Here is an 18,761-nt window from a genome sequence, read left to right on the forward strand (position 1 = left end):
TATGGGTCAGAAGGTTCATCCAATCGGTATCCGCCTAGGTGTTGTGAAACGTCATAACGCTAACTGGTATGCGAATCCGAAACAATACGCTGAATACTTGCTTAAAGACCTTCAAGTTCGTGAGTTTTTAACTAAAAAACTTAAGAACGCAATGGTAAGCAATATTCTTATCGAACGTCCAACGGGTGCTGCTAAAGTAACAATTAGCACTGCGCGTCCTGGTATCGTAATCGGTAAAAAAGGCGAAGACATTGAGAAATTACAACGCGAATTAACATCTATTATGGGTGTTCCTGCGCAAGTAAGCATCAACGAAATTGACCGTCCAGACTTAGATGCACGTTTAGTTGCTGAAGCAATCGCTTCTCAATTAGAAAAGCGTGTAATGTTCCGTCGTGCTATGAAGCGTGCGGTACAGAACTCTATGCGTGCTGGTGCTAAAGGTATCAAAGTTGAAGTTTCTGGTCGTTTAGGTGGTGCAGAGATTGCACGTACTGAATGGTATCGTGAAGGTCGTGTACCTTTGCATACACTTCGTGCGGACATCGACTATGCAACTATGCGTGCTGAAACTACTTACGGTACGATTGGTGTTAAAGTTTGGGTATTCCGTGGTGAAATCTTGGGTGGCATGAAACAAGTCATGAACCCAGCACCTGCTGAAGAACGTCCAGCTAAACGCGGTCGCGGTCGTGGTGAAGGTCAAGAGCGTCGTGGTCGTCGCAATGATCGTTCTGCTGAAAAAGGAGAATAATCCATGTTGCAACCTAAACGTACTAAATTCCGTAAGGTGCAAAAAGGCCGTAACACTGGCTTAGCGCACCGTGGTAGCTCAGTATCTTTCGGTACTATCGCTCTTAAATCAGTTGAACGTGGTCAAATGACTGCGCGTCAAATTGAAGCGGCACGTCGTACAATCAGCCGTCGTATTAAGCGTGGTGGTAAGATCTTTATCCGTGTATTCCCAGACAAACCAATTACTTCTAAGCCTCTTGAAGTGCGTATGGGTAAAGGTAAAGGTTCTGTGGAATATTGGGTTTGTCAAATCAAACCAGGTAAAGTCTTGTACGAAATTGATGGTGTGAACGAAGAATTGGCGCGTGAAGCATTTACGCTTGCTGCTGCTAAACTTCCGTTTAAAACCACTATCGTGACTCGGACGGTAATGTAATGAAAACTAAAGATCTACGTGAAAAGTCGGTAGAAGAGTTGACAGCTTTGCTTGATGAGCAACAGCTTAACCAATTCCGTCTTCGTATGGCGAAAGCAACTGGTCAATTGGGTAAATCGCATGAAGTTGCGCTTACTCGTAAAACTATTGCACGCATCAAGACCCTCCTTACCGAAAAACAGGGGAACGGGCAATGAGTCAAAATACAGTCCGCACGTTAACTGGCAAAGTTGTAAGCGACAAAATGGAAAAATCTATTGTTGTCCTTATTGAACGCCAAGTTCAACACCCGTTGTATGGCAAATTGATTCGCCGTTCAACCAAATTACACGCTCATGATGAGAACAATACCGCCAAGATTGGTGATGTTGTAACCATCAAAGAAAGCCGCCCAATGTCTAAAACTAAGTCATGGACTTTAGTTGAAGTTGTTGAAGCTGCTGCTGAGTAATTAACGTTCTTGTTGCATCATCGGTCAATTTCGAGTACTCTTTGAGCCTTTCGAAATTGTGACCGGTGATGCTCGGTTTTGGAGTAGGGCAATGATTCAAACCGAAACGATGCTTGACGTAGCTGACAACAGTGGTGCTCGCCGCGTACAATGTATTAAAGTACTAGGTGGTTCACATCGTCGTTATGCTTCTGTTGGCGACATTATTAAAGTTACTGTAAAAGAAGCTATTCCACGCGCACGTGTTAAAAAAGGTGACGTGATGAATGCTGTTGTTGTACGTACAAAGTTCGGTATTCGTCGTCCAGACGGTTCTGTGATCCGTTTTGATGATAACGCTGCTGTTATTTTGAATAACAACAAAGCACCGATTGCAACTCGTATTTTCGGACCAGTGACTCGTGAACTTCGTACTGAACAGTTCATGAAAATCATTTCATTGGCTCCTGAAGTTCTATAAGAGGCAATCATGGCTAAGATTAAAAAAGGCGATCAAGTAATTGTGATCGCAGGTAAAGAAAAAGGCAAACAGGGTACTGTTCTGTCAGTTTCTAATGACCGTGTTAAGGTCGAAGGTCTTAACTTGGTTAAGAAGCACCAGAAGCCAAACCGTGCTACGGGCGCTGAAGGCGGTATCGTAACGCAGGAAGCTTCGCTTCATATCTCAAACGTGGCAATTTTTAATGCTACAACCCAAAAGGCTGACCGTGTTGGTTACCAAACGATTGATGGCGTGAAAACTCGCGTTTATAAATCGAATGGTGAATCAGTGGCGGTGGCGAAGTAATAGGTTGAAATAGGCAATGGCCAGACTTAAAACACGTTACAACGACGAACTTAAGGCTCAATTACAAGAACAATTGGGCGTTAAGAATGTGATGGAGATCCCTCGCATCACTAAAATTACCATCAACATGGGTGTTGGTGCTGCAGCTGCTGACAAGAAATTGTTAGATGGCGCTCTTTCTGATATGCAAGCTATTGCTGGTCAAAAACCAGTTTTAACATTAGCTCGTAAATCAATCGCTGGTTTTAAAATCCGTGATGGTTGGCCGATTGGTTGTAAAGTTACTTTACGCGGCGAACGTATGTACGAATTCTTAGACCGTTTGATCTCTATCGCGATCCCTCGTATCCGTGACTTCCGTGGTTTCTCTTCGAAATCATTTGATGGTCGTGGTAACTACTCTATGGGTCTCAAGGAACAAATCATGTTCCCTGAAATCGATTTCGATAAGATTGATCAAATTCGTGGTATGGACATCACCATTACTACGACTGCTCGCACCGATGAAGAAGGCCGTGCGCTTATGCGTGCATTCGGCTTCCCGTTCAAATAAGAGGTCGATATGGCTAAGAAAGGTATGATTAATCGCGAATTGAAACGCGAAGCTACTGTTGCTAAATACGCTGCAAAACGTGCTGAATTAAAAGCAACGATTGCAAACGTAAATGCAAGCGACGAAGAGCGTTTCGAAGCGATGATGAAATTACAAGCATTACCACGTAATGCGTCTCCAGTACGTCTTCGTAACCGTTGTGGTTTAACTGGTCGTCCTCATGGTTACTTCCGTAAGTTCGGTTTAAGCCGTAACAAATTACGTGACACAGTAATGCAAGGTGATGTACCGGGCGTTGTTAAGGCAAGCTGGTAAGGAGCACTATAAATGAGTATGCAAGATACCGTTGCCGACATGCTAACGCGTGTTCGTAACGCTCAAATGGCAAAGAAACAAACTGTTTCTATGCCTAATTCTAAGTTGAAGGTTGCTATTGCAAACGTACTTCAACAAGAAGGTTATATCGCAAATGTAGAAGTGGCTGACAACGAAGGCAAACCTACATTAACGATTACTTTAAAATACTATGAAGGCAAACCAGTTATCGAAACTGTGAAACGCGTAAGCCGTCCAGGTCTACGTCAGTATCGCGGTAAAGATGCACTTCCAAGCGTTAAGCAAGGTTTAGGTATTGCAATCGTTTCTACAAGCAAAGGCATCATGACTGATCGCGCTGCACGTGCTGCAGGTATCGGTGGTGAAGTTATTGCTTTTGTTTCTTAATAATAGGTGATTCCTCATGTCTCGTGTGGCTAAAGCCCCAGTAACTGTACCTAACGGTGTTACAGTTACTCAGAACGGCCGGCAGGTCGAAGTGAAAGGCAGCAAAGGTACATTGTCTTTCAACCTGCATGCGCTGGTCGAGCTAAAACAGGAAGACGGTATTTTAGCTATTGCTCCTAAAGCTGAGTCGAAAGACGCTTGGATGCAAGCTGGTACTGCTCGCGCTGTGCTTAACAATCTTGTAAAAGGTGTGAGCGAAGGCTTCGAACGTAAGTTACAATTGATTGGTGTTGGTTATAAAGCTGCGGTAAAAGGTAACGTTGTTAACCTTAACCTTGGTTTTTCACACCCAATCGATTACACCCTTCCTGAAGGTGTAACTGCAGAAACTCCAACTGCAACTGAAATTATCCTTAAATCTGCTGACAAAGCAGCTTTAGGTCAAGTTGCTGCGGATATCCGTGGATACCGTCCACCAGAGCCATATAAAGGTAAAGGTGTTCGTTATTCGGATGAAGTTGTTCTTCGTAAAGAAGCTAAGAAGAAATAAGGCGCGAGGTTCTTATGAACGAAAAGAAACAATCCCGTTTGCGTCGTGCGAAAAGCACACGCTTGCACATCCGTGCATTGGGTGCGACTCGTTTGTGTGTAAACCGCACGCCGCGTCACATCTATGCTCAAGTTATTTCAGCAGATGGTGGCAAAGTTTTAGCGCAAGCTTCAACTTTAGATGCTACTTTACGTGCTGGTACAACTGGTAACGTTGAAGCAGCTCAAAAAGTAGGTGCTTTAATCGCAGAACGTGCTAAAGCAGCTGGCGTAACTAAAGTTGCGTTTGACCGTTCTGGTTTTAAATATCATGGTCGTATCAAAGCCTTGGCTGATGCTGCTCGTGAAAACGGCTTGGAGTTCTAATCATGGCTAAAGTTGAACAAAACGAAGGTCTTGTTGAAAAGCTGGTTGCCGTTGATCGCGTAGCCAAAGTTGTTAAAGGTGGTCGTATCTTCTCTTTCACAGCATTAACTGTTGTGGGTGATGGTAATGGTCGCGTAGGTTTTGGTCGTGGTAAAGCACGTGAAGTTCCAGCTGCTATTTCTAAAGCACTTGAAGCTGCACGTCGTAACATGATCACTATCGAATTGGCAGATGGTACTTTACAACACCCGATTCATGCGCGTCATGGTGCAAGCCGTGTTTACATGCAGCCAGCATCTGAAGGTACTGGTGTAATTGCGGGTGGTTCTATGCGTGCAGTTTTAGAAGCTGCAGGTGTACGTAACGTATTGACTAAATGCCGTGGTTCTACTAACGCTGCAAACGTAGTGAACGCAACTTTCAACGGTTTGCGTGACATGACAACTCCTGAAAAGGTTGCTGCGAAACGTGGTCTTTCAGTAGAACAAATTCAAGGGTAATCAATCATGAAAACGATTAAAGTTACCCAGACTAAATCTGCATCGCACCGCTTGAAAAATCACAAGCTTAGCCTTAAAGGTTTAGGTCTGCGTCGTATTGGTCATACTGTAGAAGTGCAAGATACGCCTTCTAACCGTGGTATGATCAACCAAGTCTACTATATGGTTAGTGTAGAGGAATAAGCCATGACTCTGCGTTTAAATGAACTTGCACCTGCAGAAGGTGCTAAGCGTGAAGCCCGTCGTTTAGGCCGTGGTATCGGTTCTGGCGTTGGTAAGACTGGTGGTCGTGGTATCAAAGGTCAAAACTCACGTAAGAGCGGTGGTACACGTCCTGGATTCGAAGGTGGTCAAACTGCGTTATATCGTCGTTTACCTAAATTCGGTTTCACTAGCCAAATCGCTTTGAAAACTGCTGAAGTACGTTTATCTGAGCTTGCTAAAGTGGAAGGCGACATCGTTAGCCTTGAAACTTTAAAAGCAGCGAACGTTGTACGTAAAGATATGGCTCGTGCTCGTATCGTACTTTCTGGTGAAATTACTCGCGCATTCACTATTCAAGGTGTTGCTGTGACTAAAGGCGCTAAAGCTGCTGTTGAAGCGGCTGGCGGTAAAGTCGAGGAGTAATCCCCAGTGTCTATGTCTCCTAGTTCTTCAGGTCATGTTCACATGATGAAAGGCCAACCATTTCACGTGAAATACCGTGAAATTATACGCCGAATGATGTTTCTCATTGGTGCGTTATTGGTATTTCGACTAGGAGCGCATATTCCAGTACCAGGCATTAATAATGCCGCACTTGAACAATTGTTTAATGCAAACCAAGGTACAATCCTTGGTTTGTTTAACATGTTTTCGGGTGGTGCATTAGAGCGGATGTCGATTCTTGCTTTAGGGATCATGCCATACATTTCTGCTTCGATTATCGTACAGTTGATGTCTACCGTGGTTCCTTCGCTTGAAGCTTTGAAAAAAGAAGGCGAGCAAGGCAAACGCAAAATTAATCAATATACGCGCCAAGGCACATTGTTTCTTGCACTTGTGCAAGCGATTGGGATGTGTGCAGGTCTGATTAGTCAAGGGATTACCTTAACTTCAGGTCTGGCTTTTTACGTTCCAGCTGTGACCTCTTTGGTTGCAGGCACAATGTTCCTAATGTGGTTGGGTGAACAAATTACCGAACGCGGAGTGGGTAATGGTATTTCCATGATCATTTTCGCAGGTATTGTTGCAGGCTTGCCTAATTTAATTATGCAATCCTTCACATCTATTGACAGTGGTCAGTCAAGCCTGATTGGTTTGGCAATTTTTGGTTTATTGTCTTTAGGTGTACTTGCAGCGATTGTGTTTATTGAGAAGGCGCAGCGTCGTATTCCAGTAAACTATGCTCAAAAACAACAAGGTCGTCGTGTATTTACTGCTCAGCAAACGCATTTGCCATTAAAAATTAATATGGCAGGTGTGATTCCAGCAATTTTTGCCAGTTCATTGCTTTTGTTCCCAGCGAGCTTAGGTCAATGGGTCGGCAGTGCGGATCCTAGTGCTGGATTAATCAAGCGTAGTCTACAAGACTTGGCATTGGTATTGTCGCCTGGACAACCGTTGTATTTGGTGCTCTTTGGTGCGTTAATTATCTTTTTCTGTTACTTCTACACTGCGCTAGTTTTCAGCCCTAAAGAAGTTTCGGAAAACTTGAAACGCAGCGGAGCTTATGTGCCTGGTATTCGCCCAGGTGAGCAAACTGCTCGTTACTTAGATCATATTCTCAGTCGTTTGACCTTTATTGGCGCGATTTACATCACTGTAGTCTGCTTAATGCCGATGATTCTACAAAGCTCATTTGGAATTCCATTTAGCTTAGGTGGTACATCATTATTAATCGTTGTAGTGGTTGTGATGGACTTTATGGCTCAGCTTCAAGCACATCTCACCTCGCACCAGTACGATAATCAAACGTTAATGAGAAAAACGACTGCTCATCCTAAGGGATAAGCGCACTTAGAGGTTTCATCATGAAAGTACAAGCTTCTGTAAAGAAAATTTGTGGTAGCTGCAAAGTTATCCGTCGTAATGGGGTTATTCGCGTAATTTGCAGCGCAGAACCTCGTCATAAGCAGCGTCAAGGTTAATTTGATTAAGACCTGTTGATTTCAGTAGGCTAATTAGGTTATTATCCGCCCCTCAAGATTTTTGTGGGGCGGTTGATTATCTTAACTGCCTTTTTGGAGAAAATTGAATGGCTCGTATTGCCGGTGTAAACATTCCGGATAACAAGCACGCTGTTATCTCTCTCACTTATATCTTTGGTATTGGTCGCCACACTGCTAAGACTATCTTAGCTGCTGCTGGTATCGCACCAACAACAAAGATCCGTGAATTAGATGACGCTCAGCTTGATGCGATTCGTGCAGAAGTTGCTAAGGTTCCGACCGAAGGTGACTTACGTCGCGAAATTTCCATGAACATTAAACGTTTAATGGATTTAGGCTGCTACCGCGGTCTTCGTCATCGTCGCAGCTTGCCTGTCCGTGGTCAACGCACCAAAACTAACGCACGTACCCGTAAAGGTCCGCGCAAACCGATTAAGAAATAAGATTTCTGGAAGCTAAAAGATGGCTAAAGATACTCGCACACGCAAGAAGGTCACTCGTACCGTCTCTGAAGGTGTTGCACACATTCACGCTTCTTTTAATAACACCATTGTGACCATTACCGATCGTCAAGGTAATGCACTGGCTTGGGCTACCTCAGGTGGACAAGGCTTCCGTGGATCACGTAAATCAACTCCGTTCGCTGCTCAGGTAGCTGCTGAAGTTGCTGGTAAAGCTGCTTTAGATTACGGTTTGAAAAACTTGGACGTCCTTGTTAAAGGTCCTGGTCCAGGTCGTGAGTCTGCGGTTCGTGCATTAGGTGCAGTGGGTTATAAAATTAACAGCATTACCGATGTGACTCCAATCCCTCACAACGGTTGCCGTCCACCTAAAAAACGTCGCGTGTAAGGAGAAACATTCATGGCTCGTTATATTGGTCCAAAATGCAAACTCTCTCGCCGCGAAGGGACAGACCTGCAACTAAAATCTGGCGTTAAACCATTTGACGTCAAAACTAAAAAACACGCTAAAGCTCCTGGCCAACATGGCGGGGCTCGTGGTGGTAAGCAATCTGAGTACTCACTACAATTACGTGAAAAACAAAAAGTACGTCGTATGTACGGTGTTTTAGAGCGTCAATTTAGTAACTACTATAAAGAAGCTGCTCGTGTGAAAGGCGCAACAGGTGAGAACTTGTTGAAATTGCTCGAAAGCCGTCTTGATAACGTTGTTTATCGCATGGGTTTTGGTTCTACACGTGCAGAAGCTCGTCAGCTTGTATCTCACCGTAGCATTACTTTAAATGGTCGTCGTGTTAACATTGCGTCTATTCAAGTTAAAGCTGGTGATGTAATTGCAGTTCACGAAGGTGCAAAACAACAATTACGTATTAAAAACGCAATTGAATTGGCTGCTCAACGTGGTATCCCTTCATGGATGGAAGTTGACCATTCTAAATTTGAAGGTACGTTTAAAGCTGCACCAGATCGTTCTGATTTACCTGCTGAAATCAACGAAAGCTTGATTGTAGAATTGTATTCTAAATAATCCTTGAGGTAGCAATAATGACGCGTACTGCAAATGAGTTTCTTACTCCGCAAGCGATCAAGGTCGAAGCGGCAAGCGGGACCTCGGCAAAAGTTATTCTAGAACCATTAGAGCGTGGCTTTGGTCATACTCTTGGTAATGCTTTACGTCGCATCCTTCTTTCTTCTTTACCTGGCGCAGCTGTGGTAGAAGTTGAAATTGAAGGTGTCGAGCACGAGTACAGTACTTTGGAAGGCTTGCAGCAGGACATCGTCGAGCTCTTGCTGAACCTGAAAGGATTGTCTATTAAGCTGTTCGATCAAAATGAAGCTTATTTGACATTGGAAAAACAAGGTCCAGGCGATGTAACTGCTGCAGACCTTCGTTTACCGCATAATGTTGAAGTGGTTAACCCTGAACACTTGATCGGCACTTTAAGTGCTACAGGCAATTTAAAAATGCGCCTGAAAGTTGCTCAAGGTCGTGGTTATGAAACATCTGACTCACGTTTCCCAGAAGGCGAAACTCGCCCTGTAGGTCGTTTGCAGTTAGATGCTTCTTATAGCCCAATTAAACGTGTGTCTTACATCGTAGAAAATGCGCGTGTAGAACAACGTACTGACCTTGACAAGTTGATCATTGATCTTGAAACCAATGGTACAGTTGATCCAGAAGAAGCAATCCGCAAAGCGGCAACAATCTTGCAACAACAAATTGCAATTTTTGTTGATCTTCAGAAAGATCAAGCTCCTGTTGCTCAAGAGCCTCGTGAAGAAGTTGACCCAATCTTGCTTCGTCCAGTAGATGATCTAGAGCTTACTGTTCGTTCTGCTAACTGTTTGAAAGCAGAAAATATTTACTACATTGGTGATCTTGTACAGCGTACTGAAGTTGAGCTACTTAAAACGCCTAACTTGGGTAAAAAATCGCTTACAGAGATCAAAGATGTTCTGGCTTCTAAAGGCTTACAGCTCGGCATGCGTTTAGAGAACTGGCCACCGGCTAGTCTCCGTATGGACGATCGTTTCGCCTATCGTAGCCGTTAATTAAGTAGGACTATCACCATGCGTCATCGTAATAGTGGTGTGAAATTAGGCCGTACAAGCAGCCATCGCAAAGCGATGTTCCAAAACTTGGCTAATTCTTTGTTCGAACACGAGTTAATCAAAACAACTGTTCCTAAAGCAAAAGAATTACGTCGTGTTGCTGAGCCTTTAATCACTTTAGCTAAAAACGATACAGTAGCAAACCGTCGTTTAGCGTTTGCTCGTACTCGTTCAGCAGCAACTGTTGGTAAATTATTTACCGTTCTTGGCCCTCGTTACAAAGAGCGTAACGGCGGTTATCTACGTGTTCTTAAAGCGGGCTTCCGTGCGGGTGATGCTGCACCGATGGCTTACGTTGAGCTTGTAGATCGCGAAGTTAAATAATTTCGCCAAGAATAACGCACGTTGTTCAGAAAAAGACCGGTTTTACCGGTCTTTTTTTATGAAAAAAATAAGTTGATCTCAAAAATGATCAAATTGTCCCGAATTGATATAAATTTTAGTAACTTTTGCTAAACTTGACATTGTGTATTGTCAAATTTATGCTTTAATAAAAAACATCATTCAAGCTGGACAATAAAACATGGATAAGCAGGTTGATATATTAATTATTGGGGCAGGGATTTCGGGCATTGGTGTAGCAGCACATTTAAGTCAAAACTGCCCACAGCGTTCTTTTGAAATTATTGAGCGTCGTCAAAGTTTTGGTGGCACTTGGGATTTATTCCAATATCCGGGCATTCGTTCAGATTCGGATATGTCGACTTTTGGTTATAATTTTAAGCCTTGGAAGAAAACCAATGTACTAGCCGATGGCGCATCTATCAAAGGTTATTTAGCAGAAGTCATTCAAGAAAAAGCCTTACATTCAAAAATTCATTTTCAGCATCGTGTACTATCTGCCAATTATGATTCTCAAACACGTAAGTGGACGTTACGCATAGAAAATGCAGCACAACAGATTGAAACTTGGGTGGCTAATTTTGTTTTAGGCTGCACAGGCTATTACAATTACGATCAAGGTTTTCAGCCTGACTTTCCGAATCAGCAGGCGTTTAAAGGCACATTTATCCACCCTCAGCATTGGCCTGAAAATTTAGATTATCGTGGTAAAAAGGTCTTAATTATTGGTAGTGGTGCAACCGCCATTACCTTAGTACCTGCTATGTCAAAAGGTGGTGCAGCGCATGTCACCATGCTACAACGCTCGCCGACTTATATTGCTTCAGTGCCTGCAATGGATTTTGTTTATCAGCAAATGCGTAAAGTTTTGCCTGAAGATGTTGCTTACAAAATCACGCGTGCACGTAATATTGGCATGCAACGCGCCATTTATGCTTTAGCACAAAAACAGCCGAAATTACTGCGGACTTTGTTGCTGAAATCTATCCAAATGCAGCTCAAGGGCAAGGTAGATATGAAGCATTTCACGCCACATTATAATCCGTGGGATCAGCGTTTATGTGTTGTGCCTGATGGTGATTTATTTAAGATTTTACGCGAAGGGCATGCCTCGATTGAAACCAATCAAATTGCAAGTTTTACTGAAACAGGTGTGCAATTAAAATCGGGTAAACATTTGGATGCCGATATTATTGTGTCTGCGACAGGTTTGAATATTCAGATTCTAGGCGGTATTCAAGCCACAATTGATGGTGTGCCTTTAGACACTTCGAAGCACATGCTATATCAAGGTGTGATGATCAGCGATGTACCGAATATGGCGATGATTATTGGCTATATTAATGCCTCTTGGACGCTTAAAGTGGATGTGGCTGCGGATTATATTTGTCGTTTGCTCAATTATATGGATCGACAAGGTTATGACGAGGTAATTCCTCAAGGTGACCAAACAGAGTTATTGGAAGATACGGTGATGGGCAGTTTGAGTTCGGGCTATATCGCGCGTGCTGCTGATGTGATGCCAAAGCAAGGCAAACATGCGCCATGGCGAGTGACCAACAATTACTTAGAAGATCGCAAAACTTTAAAACAAGCAAGTTTTGAAGATGGTATTTTAAAATTCAAACAAGCTGTGCCTGCACAGCAGCGCAAACCTAAATTAGTGTCTTAAATCGTTGGGTGCAAAAATAATATGGCACAAGAAATTTAAAATTGCTTGCGCCATTTTTATGTTGAGGTGGAAATTTTATAAATAACGTGAAATCAGCTCTTTCATAATTTCATTGGTGCCTGCATAAATACGATTGGCCCGATTGTCTAAGTAAGCACGTGCAATTGGATACTCAAGCATATAGCCATAACCACCATGCAGTTGTAGACATTCATCCACCACTTTGGAGTACATCTCTGAAATTTTATATTTGGCGGCCGCTGCAGCTTCAACACTGAGCTGATCTTGAAGTTGTAACTGCATACATTGATCTAAAAAAGCACGACAGAAATCAATTTCGGTGCGTAATTCTGCCAGTTTAAAGCGCGTATTTTGAAAGCTATGAATACTTTTGCCAAAGGCTTGACGTTGCTGAGTATATTGCAGTGTATGTGCAAAAGCAGCTTCTGCACCTGCTTGGCAAATAATCGCGACAATTAAGCGTTCCCAAGCCAGTTCTTTCATCAGCATGATAAAGCCCATGCCTTCTGCACCCAATAAATTGCTGCGAGGCACGCGGACATTATCAAAAAATAATTCGCAAGTGTCCTGACCTTTCATACCAATTTTATTCAGTGGTTTGCCTTTGCTAAATCCCGCACGGTCTGCTTCTACCAATATTAAAGACAGATTGGCTGAACCTTTGTCTGTGTTCGCTGTTTTACATACCACAATCGCCATGTCGCACAAATAGCCGTTGGTAATAAAAATTTTAGAACCATTAATCACGTATTCATCGCCATCCAATACCGCAGAGGTACGCACAGCTTGTAAGTCTGAACCTGTACCGGGTTCGGTCATGGCAATCGCGGTTATCACTTCGCCTGTGGCCATGCGGGGTAACCAGTGTTGTTTTTGTTCAGTTGTGCCAAAGTTATTGATGTAATTGGCGACAATATCTGAATGCAGTGAAAAACCAGTGGCACTGTCGCCTGCATAGGCTTGTTCTTCAATCAAAATCATGCTGTACAGGCGGTCTACTCCTGAACCTGAATATTCTTCAGGCATGGTGCTACACAGTAAACCCAAAGTACCTGCTTTACGCCATAGCTCACGGTCTACATGCTGCTGCGCTTCAAATTTTTCAGTATGGGGGATGACTTCCTGCAAATAAAATTTTCGTACCAAATCACGAAAACTGTCGTGTTCAGCACTGAATAAGGTGCGCGGTAACATATTGGCAATGGGGCGAATTGCGGCAGATTGCATGGTTTTATCTTCCTGATGTTGTTATTTTGAATTCACCTTAGAAGAATTTATAGGAGGCAACAAGGTGCAAAAGTTTCAATTGCAAATGAAAGATGATGCTTTTGGTCAATGCTGCATAAAAGTCATCGAAACTTTAAAAGGGGTCGGTTAAACTAGCCTGAGTTTAATTTTAATGGGGAAACCGCATGAGTGATGACATCAGCTTAGAAGAACGCAAAGTGATTTACCGTGCCCGTCGTGGTTTAAAGGAAATTGATGTCTATTTTGACCCGTATGTGAAAAATCATTATTTGACTGCCAGTGCGGAAGAAAAACAAATGTTTGCCGATTTGGTTGAGCAGGAAGACCCAGATTTATTGGATTGGTTTATGGAAGTGTCTGAGCCACCACGTCCTGAGTTGAAAGATTTTATCCGTAAACTAAAGCATTATGTGCATGGCTAAGCAGCAGTTTCAGCTGAAACCTAGTGTCATCGCAATAGTGTTTCAGCTGATGATCGCTCTACTCATCGTTTGGCTTTTACTACAAGTGTTAAAGCCATGGCTTAGCGTTGTATGTATTGTCATTATGGGCTGGACATATTTTAAATTTGTTCGTGCAAACCGAATTGTTGGTTTAGATCAATTAGATGACCGTGAATGGTCAATTTCCTATCTCGCGCCTCGTGTAGTATCACAACAGATTAAAAGCACAGCTCGCCAAATTGAAATTCAGCGTGTGCAACTGAGTCAAGTGATAGATCATCAAATTTATATCGTCATGGAATTTCAGCAAGCCTTTAAACCTCTGGTGATTTGGTGTGATCAGGTTTCCAAGGCGGAATGGAAGGCTCTAAAAGTATTGGCGAAAATGCTCTAATTTACAGACAGCTGTATATTTTTATAATAATAAAAAACTATAAGTATCATAAAGATAAAATTATCATCTATTTTTCGTGTCCTGATCAGTCATTTTATATTGGCATAAAAGATTACACATATCCCTATTTTCAGTTATATTCATTCCAGACAAGTGTAGATCAATACAAATCAGATTCCTGAAATGTGCAGATTTAAATTTAGTCGAAAGATTTTTTAAGATAAGCCCGAATTGGGCATCAGTTAATAAGTAGCATGTGCTGAACCGTCGCAATGCTACTTTTTTTTGCCTAAATTTTGTCGGATGACAGATTTCAGTCAATTTTAGTCACTTTAAAACATGGCAAAGTTATCCATCTGAAGCAGCAAGTAGACGCTTTTATTCAGATATTGCTTCTGCTATGTTTGTTGCAATGGACATAAACACAATTATAGAGGACAGGAAAATGTCGCAAGTCCAAAAAATAGGCCAGGGTGTGGCCGTATTTGCAATCACAAGTTTATTATTATCAGGTTGTTCACAAGTGATCAAAACAGGTGCCAATGTCGCACTTGGATTTACTGAAAAACATATTGTGCCGCCAATTTTAGCGATGGAAGATGCTGAAATGGTGTGTAATTCTGGTAACTCCTTAACCCCTGCCATTATGGCGACTAAAGATATGGGCGCAGACCCAACCCGTGTTGCGGTACTAATGTATTCGGCTGCGGGTATTTGTGCCGAAGAAAAAGCTTTGGATGCTGAATTGCGTTATTTACGTGCAGCAAAAGCAGGGCAAGTGGGCGAAGCGCAAGATGCGCGGATTCAGCAAAAACGTTGGGCGGCTTTGGCGGCACAGCGCCAATACACAGGCTATCAATTGTTTCAGCATCGTTGGGAAAAGAAATATCGGAAACCTTTGGGCGAAGGTTGTCCAAAAATGAACAGTGATATTGATCAAACTGTGTATATGTTGGGGATGTTGAGTGGCTTGCAAGCCATGACCAATGATATTAATTCAGGCGGGGCAGTGCATGTGCCTAAAGATATTGCCGCGATTGTTGAACGTGGTATGACCTGTTTAAACAATGAAAAATTCTGGGGCGCACCAGAGGCTACACGTGCCGTAATTTGGACTTTGCTTCCAGGTGCGGGAGATGGCAAACCTGATCCGTATCAAACCTTAAAGCAGTCGATGCAAATTGGTGAAAATAAAGGCGTGCGTTTATCACACGCTTTATATGCGGTTGCTGCCCAAGCCAGTGGTGAAGATGCCAAAATCCGCGATGCACTCAAAGCCTTTTCTAATGCACGCAGTGACGAAAAACCTGTAAATCCACAATTTAAATTGATTGATGCCATGGCGGGAAGCATGGTACAAGGAATTTCAGACCGTTACTGGACTGAACATACAGGTGTGCGTACGGGTGATCAGCAACGTTTCTGGGATGAGCAAGATGATTCATCTGAATTAGATGATTTATTTAATGAGGATACGGCAGCTCAATTGTAAAAATATCAAGATTGCCCAATTCAATATAGACAAGAAGTTTTAGGATTGGGCAATCCGTTTGCCGAAGCACATAACAAGAATAATTTGGAGGATGCCAGCGCCTATGCAATATTCATCTCAATTTCTCAGTCGAAAAATTGTGTTTATTGCGGCATGTATGTCGGTTTCGGCATGTTTGCAGATTTTTGCAGAGCATTTTATTTATTGGTCTACACATTTATTGGATGAATTTTGGCGCTTATGGACAGGGCATTGGGTGCATGTGGGCTGGATTCATTATTTACTCAATATGATCGCGTTTGCCTGTTTACCTTTTATTTTTCCGCATGCCAAAGTATGGCACTTTGTGGCGCTTTTGTTGGTACTACCGCCAGCGATTAGTCTGAGTTTCTATTACTTCCTTGCCGATATTGATGCCTATGCAGGACTTTCTGGGGTGTTGCATGGTGCTTATGTGGCGGTGGCATGTGTGCATTTGCTTTATAAAAAAGAACGTGGCTTTGCCACATTGGTCTTGCTGCTTATTTTATCTAAACTGATTTGGGAAAATACCGTGGGCAGTTTGGGTACAGCAGAATTAATCGGGAGTCCTGTATTAGTTGAGGCACATTTATTGGGGGTGATTTGGGGAGTAATTTTTGCACTGGCTTATATTATTTGGGCCTATTGCATTGATCCGCATTAAAATTACATCAAAATGATGGCAAAAAGGGCTCACATAAAATCTCACAATTGACCATTTTTACTTAAAAGAAAATCTATATTGTCATTTTAAAAATAACGACGCTCATGCACATTTAAACTGAATACAAAAATGCTCAATGGAAGATGGACATTCCGTTGAATAAGGATAGACAGAAATTCGAGAGTCTCGGTTTCTGCGCAGAATAAAAACAGGAAAATATATGCACAATAACGGACAACGCAGGTCTGGCTTGGCTTTGCTCAGACATATATGGACAGAATGGATTTCTACATTCGTTATTTTGATCTTGTTGTTACTGACCCTCATTATTGGTACAGGTGAAATGGTACATGGTCAGTTGTTGCGCATGGGTGAACGCCTATATGGTGACCCTGCAACAGGTATGCAATATTCATTTTTACGTGCCGAACCCACTGCACCTGACTGTGAACGCAACCCCGATGTCGATGCGCAAGTACATGCCCAAATGCAAGCCAATGCTGCTGATGAGTTTGCCGATATTTTTGGCACCGCCTCTGAGTCAGATGTCCGCGCTTCAATTTTGGCAGCCAAACAAATTTGTGAAGAAAAATTTCAATTTCATGATCAGGCGATTCAGCATATTCAAGCTCATCCAAGCTTGAAAATGTATCGAACCATTGAAACCTCTTTCTTTGGCATTTTTAAATTTGGTACTGAAAACCGTGCCATTTTATTGGTGTTGATGGTGGTCTTTGCCGCAATCAGTGCCACTTTAAAAACCCATCACATTGGTTTACGTGGCCCTGCGACCAAAATTGACTTCAAGGTGTACTCGACCTTAATGGTGGTGGCGAATGGTTTCTTAACCTCGTCAAGTATCAGTCAATATCGTTCAGTACTCGATTCGGGCGTACCGATGAGTGGCGAAACACAGGTCATTTACTGGATGTGGATGATTCTGTTTGCAACCCTGACTTTGATTAGTTTATTCCAGCTCATTAAGCCACCTGCACCAACTCGTGAAGGCGGCAGTTTAGGTCTTGCGTTCCTGAGCGTGCCTTTGTATGCCTATATGGCAATTAGTACAGGTTTCTCCTTTACTTTCCTAATGGATTATCCGATGGGGCAAGGGATTTACTTGGGGCAACTTGTCGAATTCTCCAGTATTTTCCTGAACTTGGCTTTGTTTGTTTGGGCGGGGATGTTGCTCAAACAAACCCGAATTGTGGATTTGTTCCTGAATATTCTACGTCCGTGGAATTTGGCACCTGAAACCTTAACCTGGCTGATTCTGATTGCCGCTGCATTGCCGACAGCTTATACCGGTGCATCGGGGATTTTTGTCATTGCTGCAGGTGCGATCATTTATAAAGAAGTTTGGAATGCGGGTGGACGACGTCAGTTTGCACTGGCGGCAACAGCTATGTCGGGTTCAATGGGGGTCGTGCTTCGTCCATGCCTATTGATTGTTGTGGTGGCATCGCTGAATAAAGAAGTCACAACGGACATGCTGTATCACTATGGTTTGTATGTGTTCCTACTGACTTCAACCCTATTTTTAGTGATTTCGTTGTTCTTTGCTGAAAATAAATTCCGCATTGCTGCACCGAACATAGCTGCGCCATTGTCCTTACGTGCTTTTGGCCCTGTACTACCATATATCCTCATTTTTGTGTTGATTTGGTTGTTCTATAAATATGCTTTAGACACCAATATGAATGAATTTACTGCACCTGTAATGATGCCGGTTATTTTATTGATGATGGTGTTGTTTGATAAATTGCGCCATGAACCTGCGCCTATTCCAGCGATGGGGCAGTGGGATCAGACTTTAGATCACAAGCCTACAGCACAACAGACAGCAGCTTCATCTGAGCGTTCATTATTGACCGCACCTGATTCACCATTGCGTCAGTATGGTTTCTTCAAAGCTCTGCATTTATCGACCAGTGAAACGGTGGGACATATTGGTGCATTGGTAATTTTGATGGCGCTTTCAGTCAGTGTGGGCGGCTATTTAGAACGCATTGAAATCATGGAAGCATTCCCAACTGACATTAGCAGCATCTTTATTGTGATTAGCCTAATTGTTGCCCTGATGATTTTTGTGGGCATGATTATGGATCCATTCGGGGCAGTGATTCTAATTTCGGCAACGGTTGCACCTGTGGCGTATCAATATGGGATTCATCCTGTGCATTTCTGGATGATTACCCTCATCGGCTTTGAATTGGGCTATGTGACACCACCTGTAGCACTGAATCATTTATTGGCAAGGCAGTCGATTGGTGATGAAGAAGTCGCTGCAGCCGATGCAGAAGTTCGTCATAAATCGTTCTATTATCGTTATGAGCGTTGGATTTTGCCTATGATTGTGATGCTTCCTGCGATGTTGATTATTGCTTATGCACCGTATGCGTTTAAGCTATTCGGCTGGTATGAATAAGCACATGGATACTTAATCACTGTCATCTTATTATTTAACAGCACCCTGTAGTTCGCTATGGGGTGTTTTTTTATCCACTGGAGCGTAAAACCTCGTGGTTCAGCACGAGGATATAAGCGACTGGAGTAAACCATATGAACGACACGAAATGTCGTTTTAAATACTTGTACTATAGTCACTATTAAGAAAAATACTGTTAAAATAACTGGATGA

At 42.7% G+C, this 18,761-nt stretch carries 27 protein-coding genes and 1 pseudogene; 27 read left to right on the forward strand and 1 reads right to left on the reverse strand.

Annotated features, from left to right (window positions below; genetic code table 11):
- The first annotated feature begins 1 nt into the window (after position 1).
- The 22 genes and pseudogenes from rpsC to AC07E5_RS01355 all read left to right on the forward strand — a co-directional run bounded on the left by rpsC (position 2) and on the right by AC07E5_RS01355 (position 11,837).
- Positions 2-818, forward strand: a pseudogene (gene rpsC, locus AC07E5_RS01250) (30S ribosomal protein S3).
- Complete coding sequence (gene rplP / locus AC07E5_RS01255; protein ID WP_004691317.1) at positions 758-1,171, forward strand: 50S ribosomal protein L16; 414 nt, start codon at positions 758-760, stop codon at positions 1,169-1,171. The pseudogene rpsC and the gene rplP overlap by 61 nt, the downstream one beginning before the upstream one ends.
- On the forward strand, positions 1,171-1,368 hold the full coding sequence (rpmC, locus tag AC07E5_RS01260) for a 50S ribosomal protein L29 (RefSeq protein ID WP_004650482.1): 198 nt from the start codon (positions 1,171-1,173) through the stop codon (positions 1,366-1,368). Before rplP ends, rpmC begins: the two co-directional genes overlap by 1 nt.
- Positions 1,365-1,622 (forward strand): 30S ribosomal protein S17, encoded by a 258-nt coding sequence (gene rpsQ, locus AC07E5_RS01265; protein WP_004974714.1) that lies wholly within the window; start codon positions 1,365-1,367, stop codon positions 1,620-1,622. Before rpmC ends, rpsQ begins: the two co-directional genes overlap by 4 nt.
- A gap of 91 nt (positions 1,623-1,713) precedes the next feature.
- Positions 1,714-2,082, forward strand: a complete 369-nt coding sequence (rplN, locus tag AC07E5_RS01270; protein WP_001982634.1) for a 50S ribosomal protein L14 — start codon at positions 1,714-1,716, stop codon at positions 2,080-2,082.
- A gap of 9 nt (positions 2,083-2,091) precedes the next feature.
- The gene (rplX, locus tag AC07E5_RS01275) at positions 2,092-2,409 is read left to right on the forward strand and encodes a 50S ribosomal protein L24 (RefSeq protein ID WP_004974717.1); all 318 of its coding nucleotides are present in this window, start codon (positions 2,092-2,094) and stop codon (positions 2,407-2,409) included.
- Positions 2,410-2,425: 16 nt separating this feature from the next.
- Positions 2,426-2,962, forward strand: coding sequence for a 50S ribosomal protein L5 (rplE, locus tag AC07E5_RS01280; protein ID WP_498624495.1), 537 nt, complete (start codon positions 2,426-2,428; stop codon positions 2,960-2,962).
- Between the two features lie 9 nt (positions 2,963-2,971).
- Positions 2,972-3,277 (forward strand): 30S ribosomal protein S14, encoded by a 306-nt coding sequence (gene rpsN / locus AC07E5_RS01285; protein WP_004825185.1) that lies wholly within the window; start codon positions 2,972-2,974, stop codon positions 3,275-3,277.
- Between the two features lie 12 nt (positions 3,278-3,289).
- Positions 3,290-3,685: a 30S ribosomal protein S8 gene (gene rpsH / locus AC07E5_RS01290; protein WP_004974720.1), complete on the forward strand. Its 396-nt coding sequence runs from the start codon at positions 3,290-3,292 to the stop codon at positions 3,683-3,685.
- A gap of 16 nt (positions 3,686-3,701) precedes the next feature.
- Complete coding sequence (gene rplF, locus AC07E5_RS01295) at positions 3,702-4,235, forward strand: 50S ribosomal protein L6 (protein ID WP_004974722.1); 534 nt, start codon at positions 3,702-3,704, stop codon at positions 4,233-4,235.
- Between the two features lie 14 nt (positions 4,236-4,249).
- Positions 4,250-4,600 (forward strand): 50S ribosomal protein L18, encoded by a 351-nt coding sequence (gene rplR, locus AC07E5_RS01300; protein WP_004281497.1) that lies wholly within the window; start codon positions 4,250-4,252, stop codon positions 4,598-4,600.
- Positions 4,601-4,602: 2 nt separating this feature from the next.
- A complete protein-coding gene (gene rpsE, locus AC07E5_RS01305; protein WP_004974725.1) occupies positions 4,603-5,100 on the forward strand; it encodes a 30S ribosomal protein S5 in 498 nt (165 codons plus the stop codon).
- Positions 5,101-5,106: 6 nt separating this feature from the next.
- On the forward strand, positions 5,107-5,283 hold the full coding sequence (gene rpmD, locus AC07E5_RS01310) for a 50S ribosomal protein L30 (RefSeq protein ID WP_004786899.1): 177 nt from the start codon (positions 5,107-5,109) through the stop codon (positions 5,281-5,283).
- Positions 5,284-5,286: 3 nt separating this feature from the next.
- Positions 5,287-5,727 carry a 50S ribosomal protein L15 gene (gene rplO / locus AC07E5_RS01315; RefSeq protein WP_004974728.1) on the forward strand — a complete coding sequence of 147 codons (441 nt, stop codon included), beginning with the start codon at positions 5,287-5,289 and terminating at the stop codon, positions 5,725-5,727.
- Between the two features lie 45 nt (positions 5,728-5,772).
- A complete protein-coding gene (secY, locus tag AC07E5_RS01320) occupies positions 5,773-7,092 on the forward strand; it encodes a preprotein translocase subunit SecY (RefSeq protein ID WP_171324833.1) in 1,320 nt (439 codons plus the stop codon).
- 20 nt (positions 7,093-7,112) lie between these two features.
- Positions 7,113-7,229, forward strand: coding sequence for a 50S ribosomal protein L36 (gene rpmJ / locus AC07E5_RS01325; protein WP_000867907.1), 117 nt, complete (start codon positions 7,113-7,115; stop codon positions 7,227-7,229).
- Between the two features lie 107 nt (positions 7,230-7,336).
- Positions 7,337-7,693, forward strand: coding sequence for a 30S ribosomal protein S13 (gene rpsM, locus AC07E5_RS01330; RefSeq protein WP_004974734.1), 357 nt, complete (start codon positions 7,337-7,339; stop codon positions 7,691-7,693).
- A gap of 19 nt (positions 7,694-7,712) precedes the next feature.
- Positions 7,713-8,099: a 30S ribosomal protein S11 gene (gene rpsK, locus AC07E5_RS01335; protein ID WP_001040166.1), complete on the forward strand. Its 387-nt coding sequence runs from the start codon at positions 7,713-7,715 to the stop codon at positions 8,097-8,099.
- Between the two features lie 12 nt (positions 8,100-8,111).
- The gene (rpsD, locus tag AC07E5_RS01340) at positions 8,112-8,738 is read left to right on the forward strand and encodes a 30S ribosomal protein S4 (protein WP_004974744.1); all 627 of its coding nucleotides are present in this window, start codon (positions 8,112-8,114) and stop codon (positions 8,736-8,738) included.
- A gap of 17 nt (positions 8,739-8,755) precedes the next feature.
- Entirely contained in the window at positions 8,756-9,763 is a 1,008-nt protein-coding gene (locus AC07E5_RS01345; RefSeq protein ID WP_004974745.1) for a DNA-directed RNA polymerase subunit alpha, read from the forward strand.
- A gap of 18 nt (positions 9,764-9,781) precedes the next feature.
- Complete coding sequence (gene rplQ / locus AC07E5_RS01350) at positions 9,782-10,147, forward strand: 50S ribosomal protein L17 (protein WP_004974746.1); 366 nt, start codon at positions 9,782-9,784, stop codon at positions 10,145-10,147.
- 199 nt (positions 10,148-10,346) lie between these two features.
- On the forward strand, positions 10,347-11,837 hold the full coding sequence (locus AC07E5_RS01355) for a flavin-containing monooxygenase (RefSeq protein ID WP_178866866.1): 1,491 nt from the start codon (positions 10,347-10,349) through the stop codon (positions 11,835-11,837).
- A gap of 75 nt (positions 11,838-11,912) precedes the next feature.
- Here AC07E5_RS01355 and AC07E5_RS01360 read toward each other — a convergent pair whose 3' ends face one another.
- Entirely contained in the window at positions 11,913-13,085 is a 1,173-nt protein-coding gene (locus AC07E5_RS01360) for an acyl-CoA dehydrogenase family protein (protein WP_253116620.1), read from the reverse strand.
- Between the two features lie 185 nt (positions 13,086-13,270).
- Here AC07E5_RS01360 and AC07E5_RS01365 point away from each other — a divergent pair, with 185 nt between their 5' ends.
- The 5 genes from AC07E5_RS01365 to AC07E5_RS01385 all read left to right on the forward strand — a co-directional run bounded on the left by AC07E5_RS01365 (position 13,271) and on the right by AC07E5_RS01385 (position 18,548).
- The gene (locus tag AC07E5_RS01365) at positions 13,271-13,528 is read left to right on the forward strand and encodes an FAD assembly factor SdhE (RefSeq protein ID WP_004974752.1); all 258 of its coding nucleotides are present in this window, start codon (positions 13,271-13,273) and stop codon (positions 13,526-13,528) included.
- Positions 13,521-13,943: a protein YgfX gene (locus tag AC07E5_RS01370; RefSeq protein WP_253131878.1), complete on the forward strand. Its 423-nt coding sequence runs from the start codon at positions 13,521-13,523 to the stop codon at positions 13,941-13,943. Before AC07E5_RS01365 ends, AC07E5_RS01370 begins: the two co-directional genes overlap by 8 nt.
- A gap of 445 nt (positions 13,944-14,388) precedes the next feature.
- Positions 14,389-15,435 carry a hypothetical protein gene (locus AC07E5_RS01375; RefSeq protein ID WP_004974758.1) on the forward strand — a complete coding sequence of 349 codons (1,047 nt, stop codon included), beginning with the start codon at positions 14,389-14,391 and terminating at the stop codon, positions 15,433-15,435.
- A gap of 103 nt (positions 15,436-15,538) precedes the next feature.
- Positions 15,539-16,120: a rhombosortase gene (rrtA, locus tag AC07E5_RS01380; RefSeq protein ID WP_104853260.1), complete on the forward strand. Its 582-nt coding sequence runs from the start codon at positions 15,539-15,541 to the stop codon at positions 16,118-16,120.
- A gap of 220 nt (positions 16,121-16,340) precedes the next feature.
- Positions 16,341-18,548, forward strand: a complete 2,208-nt coding sequence (locus AC07E5_RS01385) for a TRAP transporter large permease subunit (protein WP_253116616.1) — start codon at positions 16,341-16,343, stop codon at positions 18,546-18,548.
- Positions 18,549-18,761: the final 213 nt, after the last annotated feature.

The organism is Acinetobacter seohaensis, assembly GCF_056431365.1.

What these genes read in the sequence shown, in the direction of transcription:
- rplP (WP_004691317.1), top strand. Translation starts at nt 758, where the DNA reads ATGTTGCAACCTAAACGTACTAAATTCCGTAAGGTGCAAAAAGGCCGT.
- rpmC (WP_004650482.1), top strand. Translation starts at nt 1,171, where the DNA reads ATGAAAACTAAAGATCTACGTGAAAAGTCGGTAGAAGAGTTGACAGCT.
- rpsQ (WP_004974714.1), top strand. Translation starts at nt 1,365, where the DNA reads ATGAGTCAAAATACAGTCCGCACGTTAACTGGCAAAGTTGTAAGCGAC.
- rplN (WP_001982634.1), top strand. Translation starts at nt 1,714, where the DNA reads ATGATTCAAACCGAAACGATGCTTGACGTAGCTGACAACAGTGGTGCT.
- rplX (WP_004974717.1), top strand. Translation starts at nt 2,092, where the DNA reads ATGGCTAAGATTAAAAAAGGCGATCAAGTAATTGTGATCGCAGGTAAA.
- rplE (WP_498624495.1), top strand. Translation starts at nt 2,426, where the DNA reads ATGGCCAGACTTAAAACACGTTACAACGACGAACTTAAGGCTCAATTA.
- rpsN (WP_004825185.1), top strand. Translation starts at nt 2,972, where the DNA reads ATGGCTAAGAAAGGTATGATTAATCGCGAATTGAAACGCGAAGCTACT.
- rpsH (WP_004974720.1), top strand. Translation starts at nt 3,290, where the DNA reads ATGAGTATGCAAGATACCGTTGCCGACATGCTAACGCGTGTTCGTAAC.
- rplF (WP_004974722.1), top strand. Translation starts at nt 3,702, where the DNA reads ATGTCTCGTGTGGCTAAAGCCCCAGTAACTGTACCTAACGGTGTTACA.
- rplR (WP_004281497.1), top strand. Translation starts at nt 4,250, where the DNA reads ATGAACGAAAAGAAACAATCCCGTTTGCGTCGTGCGAAAAGCACACGC.
- rpsE (WP_004974725.1), top strand. Translation starts at nt 4,603, where the DNA reads ATGGCTAAAGTTGAACAAAACGAAGGTCTTGTTGAAAAGCTGGTTGCC.
- rpmD (WP_004786899.1), top strand. Translation starts at nt 5,107, where the DNA reads ATGAAAACGATTAAAGTTACCCAGACTAAATCTGCATCGCACCGCTTG.
- rplO (WP_004974728.1), top strand. Translation starts at nt 5,287, where the DNA reads ATGACTCTGCGTTTAAATGAACTTGCACCTGCAGAAGGTGCTAAGCGT.
- secY (WP_171324833.1), top strand. Translation starts at nt 5,773, where the DNA reads ATGAAAGGCCAACCATTTCACGTGAAATACCGTGAAATTATACGCCGA.
- rpmJ (WP_000867907.1), top strand. Translation starts at nt 7,113, where the DNA reads ATGAAAGTACAAGCTTCTGTAAAGAAAATTTGTGGTAGCTGCAAAGTT.
- rpsM (WP_004974734.1), top strand. Translation starts at nt 7,337, where the DNA reads ATGGCTCGTATTGCCGGTGTAAACATTCCGGATAACAAGCACGCTGTT.
- rpsK (WP_001040166.1), top strand. Translation starts at nt 7,713, where the DNA reads ATGGCTAAAGATACTCGCACACGCAAGAAGGTCACTCGTACCGTCTCT.
- rpsD (WP_004974744.1), top strand. Translation starts at nt 8,112, where the DNA reads ATGGCTCGTTATATTGGTCCAAAATGCAAACTCTCTCGCCGCGAAGGG.
- AC07E5_RS01345 (WP_004974745.1), top strand. Translation starts at nt 8,756, where the DNA reads ATGACGCGTACTGCAAATGAGTTTCTTACTCCGCAAGCGATCAAGGTC.
- rplQ (WP_004974746.1), top strand. Translation starts at nt 9,782, where the DNA reads ATGCGTCATCGTAATAGTGGTGTGAAATTAGGCCGTACAAGCAGCCAT.
- AC07E5_RS01355 (WP_178866866.1), top strand. Translation starts at nt 10,347, where the DNA reads ATGGATAAGCAGGTTGATATATTAATTATTGGGGCAGGGATTTCGGGC.
- AC07E5_RS01360 (WP_253116620.1), bottom strand. Translation starts at nt 13,085, where the DNA reads ATGCAATCTGCCGCAATTCGCCCCATTGCCAATATGTTACCGCGCACC.
- AC07E5_RS01365 (WP_004974752.1), top strand. Translation starts at nt 13,271, where the DNA reads ATGAGTGATGACATCAGCTTAGAAGAACGCAAAGTGATTTACCGTGCC.
- AC07E5_RS01370 (WP_253131878.1), top strand. Translation starts at nt 13,521, where the DNA reads ATGGCTAAGCAGCAGTTTCAGCTGAAACCTAGTGTCATCGCAATAGTG.
- AC07E5_RS01375 (WP_004974758.1), top strand. Translation starts at nt 14,389, where the DNA reads ATGTCGCAAGTCCAAAAAATAGGCCAGGGTGTGGCCGTATTTGCAATC.
- rrtA (WP_104853260.1), top strand. Translation starts at nt 15,539, where the DNA reads ATGCAATATTCATCTCAATTTCTCAGTCGAAAAATTGTGTTTATTGCG.
- AC07E5_RS01385 (WP_253116616.1), top strand. Translation starts at nt 16,341, where the DNA reads ATGCACAATAACGGACAACGCAGGTCTGGCTTGGCTTTGCTCAGACAT.